A 3,618-nucleotide genomic window follows, 5' to 3' on the forward strand; every position below is an offset into this window, starting at 1 on the left:
TGATCGGTGACTAGGTAAGCGGGAGGAAGGTCGCCGACTACTACCCAAAGGTGGTCGTCCACCTCAGGCGACCCAGGCTCAATTCGGAGAAGGAATACCGCAACAACTCCGCCAATTGCGACTTCACTGGCGAACGATTCCGTGATGGACTGACACCACTGAAAACTCGAAACGTAGGCCTTCGCTTCCCGCAGCATTTCATTGAGGAGGGCGGTATCTTCTTCGTCGTCGCCCCTAAGGTTCGTGGTTGGCTCTAGCTTGGAAATATCTATTGCGGGTGGCTTCAAGCTGCTCCTCGGCATTACGTTGAGCTGAGTGTAGGCGCTCAACGTCGTCGACCGATGGCCGACCGGTAACCGACCACAATTTGGGACCACCGTCGATATCTGCGCTCGGGTCTTCGTCAGTCCGGGCTTGTTCTGACAAACGCGTCCGGAATAAAATCCCACTTAGGTACCTCATTCGGACGCTTGAGGACACCGAAATGCTCATCGGATACGCGCGAGTCTCGACTCAGGAACAGGACCTCACCGCCCAGCGCAACGCGCTACTCGCGATGGGGGTAGCGGCAGATCGCATCTACGTCGACCACGGCCTTTCTGGCGCTAATCGAGACCGACCCGGCCTGCGCGAGGCTATGGCAGCATGCAGGGAAGGCGACACTCTTGTGGTCACAAAGCTTGATCGGCTGGCCCGATCGCTGATGGATGCCCGCAATATCATCGACGACCTGACGAAGCGGGAGGTCAAGCTCAGTCTGGGCGGCTCGATTCATGACCCGACGGACCCGGTCGGCCGGCTGCTGTTTCACGTCCTGGCAATGGTGGCTGAGTTTGAGTCGGACTTGATCCGGATGCGCACCAAGGAGGGCTTGGCAGTTGCCAGAGCGAACGGCCGGCTAAAGGGCCGGAAGCCAAAGCTGTCTCCACGTCAGGAGGCCCACCTTGTCGAGCGGTACAACAGCGGCCAGCTCAACCCAACGGAGCTGGCGCAGATATTCAATGTGGGCCGTGCAACGATCTACCGGGCGATTGAGCGAGATAGATTGAGAACCTTGAGCGCCACTTCGTCGCCTGCTCCGAAGAGTCCGGGCCGCGGCTAGCTAGCCGACGTAGAGCGTCGCTTCCGATCCCGGCTTGCGGTCACTTCCCGACAACGGGTCCTGCTCCAGCACCTTGTTTCCAGCGCAGGTCGCCGCTCCGCCGCCTGAGGTCTGAGCCGAAACCTTCATCCCCAACGCTTCCAGGGCGCCCTTGGCGTCGGCGCACGACTTGCCCTTCACATCGGGCACTTTGAACGGCTGGGGGCCCTTGCTGATTGAGATCTTGACCTGGGTGCCCTGCGGGTGCGGCTCGCCGGCCGCCGGCGATTGACCGACCACGGTTCCCGCCGCTGCCCCGTTGAATACCGACTCCTTCACCGGCACAAAGCTCTGGTCCGACAACTCCTTGGCCGCAGCGTCGGCCGACTTGCCGTTCAGCTGCGGTATCGGGAGGATCGCCGGGCCGTCGGAGACGACCAGCGTGACCAGGTCCCCGCTCTTTACCTGCTTCGGCGGCGGGTCCTGGCTGAGGACCTTGTCCAGCGGCTCGATGCTGTTGCGCCGCTCGATGTTCGGGTTGATGGCCAGGTCGTTCTCGATGATTGCCGCCTTTGCCTGCTCCAACTGCATACCGACGACATTGGGAACGTCGCTGAGCTTCGGGCCCTGGCTGAGGGTTATCGCCACCGATCCGTCCTTCTTCGTCCACGACCCCGCTCCCGGCTTCGACCTGATTACCTCGCCTACCGGCACGTCGTCTGAGAAGGCTTCGGTGAACTTCGGTTGCAGGCCGGCTTCCCGGACCCTCTCCTCGGCCACGGCTCTTGGCTCGCCCGAAAGGGATGGGACCTGGGTCGGCCCTAGGTAGATGCCGCCTCCGACCAGCGCCAGCAGCACGACCGCCAGCACCGCCCACTTCTTCCACTTCTTACGCTTCGGCGGCGCCTGCCGGACGACGGTGTCGACGTTGTCGGGGGTGGCCTCGGAGGTGAATTCACCGGTCAGGCTGGCAACCGGCGGGGCCTCGGGAAGCGACGCGATGGCCGAGGCCAGGTCTTTGCGCATCTCGGTCGCCGACTGGTACCTGTCCGCAGGCAGCGGCGCGGTCGACTTTGTGACCACCCGGTCCAGGATCTCTCCCACCTCGGGCGCCAGGGTGGACGGCGCCGGCACCCGGGAGTTCAGGTGGTCCTGCAAGACCTTGGCTGCGTCCCCTTCGAACGGCAAAGAGCCGGTCAGCAGTTCGTAGAGCATGCAGCCGGTCGAGTAGAGGTCGGTCCTGGGATCGACGTGTTCGCCCCGGGCCTGCTCGGGTGCCACGTAGGCGACCGTGCCGAGCATCCCTCCGGTCAGGGCGGCGCTCTCGACAGCCCGTGCGATTCCAAAGTCTGCGACCTTCACCCGGCCGTCGGTGGCAACCACTACGTTCTCCGGCTTTATGTCCCGGTGGATGACGCCCTTCTCGTGGGCAGCGGCCAGCGCCCCGAGGACTTGACCGGTGACCTGTGCCGCCTGGCGGGGGTGGAGCTTTTTGCTGTTGGCCAGGACCTGCCGCAGGTTCTTGCCCCGGACGTACTCCATGACCATGTAGTAGGTGTCGTTTTCCTGGCCCCAGTCGTGGACCTGAACGACGTTCGGGTGCGAGATCCGGGCAACCGCCTGCGCCTCGGCCTTGAACCGCTCGACGAAGCCGGGCTGGATGGCCAGGTCGAACGGCAGCATCTTGATTGCGACGGTCCTGCCTAGGACCGAGTCCCGGGCGCGGAAGACGTCGCCCATGCCGCCCGAGCCGATTCTCCCGGCGATGACGTACCGGCCGGCTACCTCCGAAGGAGCTTCAACGTGCCTCATCCGCCGCTGTGGTATTTGCGGAGGTGGTCGTTGTAGCGGGTCTCCAGTAAAGCGGTCTTCTGCTCGACGGAGGCGATCTTGGAGGTCACCGAGTTGGCCTTGGTGGTGGCCGCGGCGACCTGGCCGCTCAGCGCGTCGATCTTCTTGCGCAGCTCGGCATCGGCGCCGCTGGCGGAGCCGACCTTCTTGGAGAGGTCGTCGAGGCCTGCCTGCACGGCGGCCAGGGACTGGTTGAGACCGGCGACCTGACCCTCGATCCCCTGGTCCTTGCCCTCGAGGGTCTGGATCTGCGTGGTGAGCCCGTTGACCTGTGCCACTGAGGTCTCGAGCTTCTTCGTCAGCTCCTGCTGGGCGGCGCCGTCCTGCTTCTGGCAGGACGCGGCGAAGACCATCACTGCGACGCAGGAGGCAGCCAGAAGCACGGCGCGTTGAATCGTCGAGCCCTTCTTCTGCAACTTCATGCAATGAACTTAGCAACCAGACGGGGAAAAACGGTGGCAATCGGACGCTCAAACTGGCCCCTGGAGGCAGGAAACGCGCCTGAGCGGGACAATTCGGTCATGGATGCCTGGACGGTCGTTCGACCCGGACCCATCGCAACGGGCCCGATGGATCGGGTGGAGATAGACATTCCCGAGCCCGTGGCGGGCGAGATCCGGGTCAAGGTCTCCGTGTGCGGCGTCTGCCGGACCGACCTGCACGTCGCTGAGGGCGACCTTCCGGTG

Annotated in this window: 5 protein-coding genes; 2 read left to right on the forward strand and 3 right to left on the reverse strand. The window is 63.9% G+C overall.

The annotated features are described in order from the left end of the window. Nucleotides 1-329 (reverse strand): hypothetical protein (locus VFV09_12845; GenBank protein HEU4868599.1); only part of this gene is annotated, 329 nt, incomplete at its 3' end. A gap of 155 nt (nt 330-484) precedes the next feature. Between VFV09_12845 and VFV09_12850 the strand changes: the two genes are divergently transcribed. Continuing rightward, nucleotides 485-1,102, forward strand: a complete 618-nt coding sequence (locus tag VFV09_12850) for a recombinase family protein (protein HEU4868600.1) — start codon at nt 485-487, stop codon at nt 1,100-1,102. Here the strand turns inward: VFV09_12850 and pknB are convergent, their stop codons facing one another. Continuing rightward, complete coding sequence (pknB, locus tag VFV09_12855; GenBank protein ID HEU4868601.1) at nt 1,103-2,893, reverse strand: Stk1 family PASTA domain-containing Ser/Thr kinase; 1,791 nt, start codon at nt 2,891-2,893, stop codon at nt 1,103-1,105. It lies immediately after the preceding gene. Continuing rightward, complete coding sequence (locus tag VFV09_12860) at nt 2,890-3,354, reverse strand: hypothetical protein (protein HEU4868602.1); 465 nt, start codon at nt 3,352-3,354, stop codon at nt 2,890-2,892. The genes pknB and VFV09_12860 overlap by 4 nt, the downstream gene beginning before the upstream one ends. A 99-nt stretch (nt 3,355-3,453) precedes the next feature. Here VFV09_12860 and VFV09_12865 point away from each other — a divergent pair. Continuing rightward, the coding region (locus VFV09_12865; GenBank protein HEU4868603.1) for an alcohol dehydrogenase catalytic domain-containing protein at nt 3,454-3,618 on the forward strand (165 nt) is incomplete at its 3' end.

It is taken from the genome of Actinomycetota bacterium (assembly GCA_035759705.1).
In the GTDB taxonomy this organism is placed as follows: Bacteria; Actinomycetota; CADDZG01; order JAHWKV01; family JAHWKV01; genus JAJCYE01.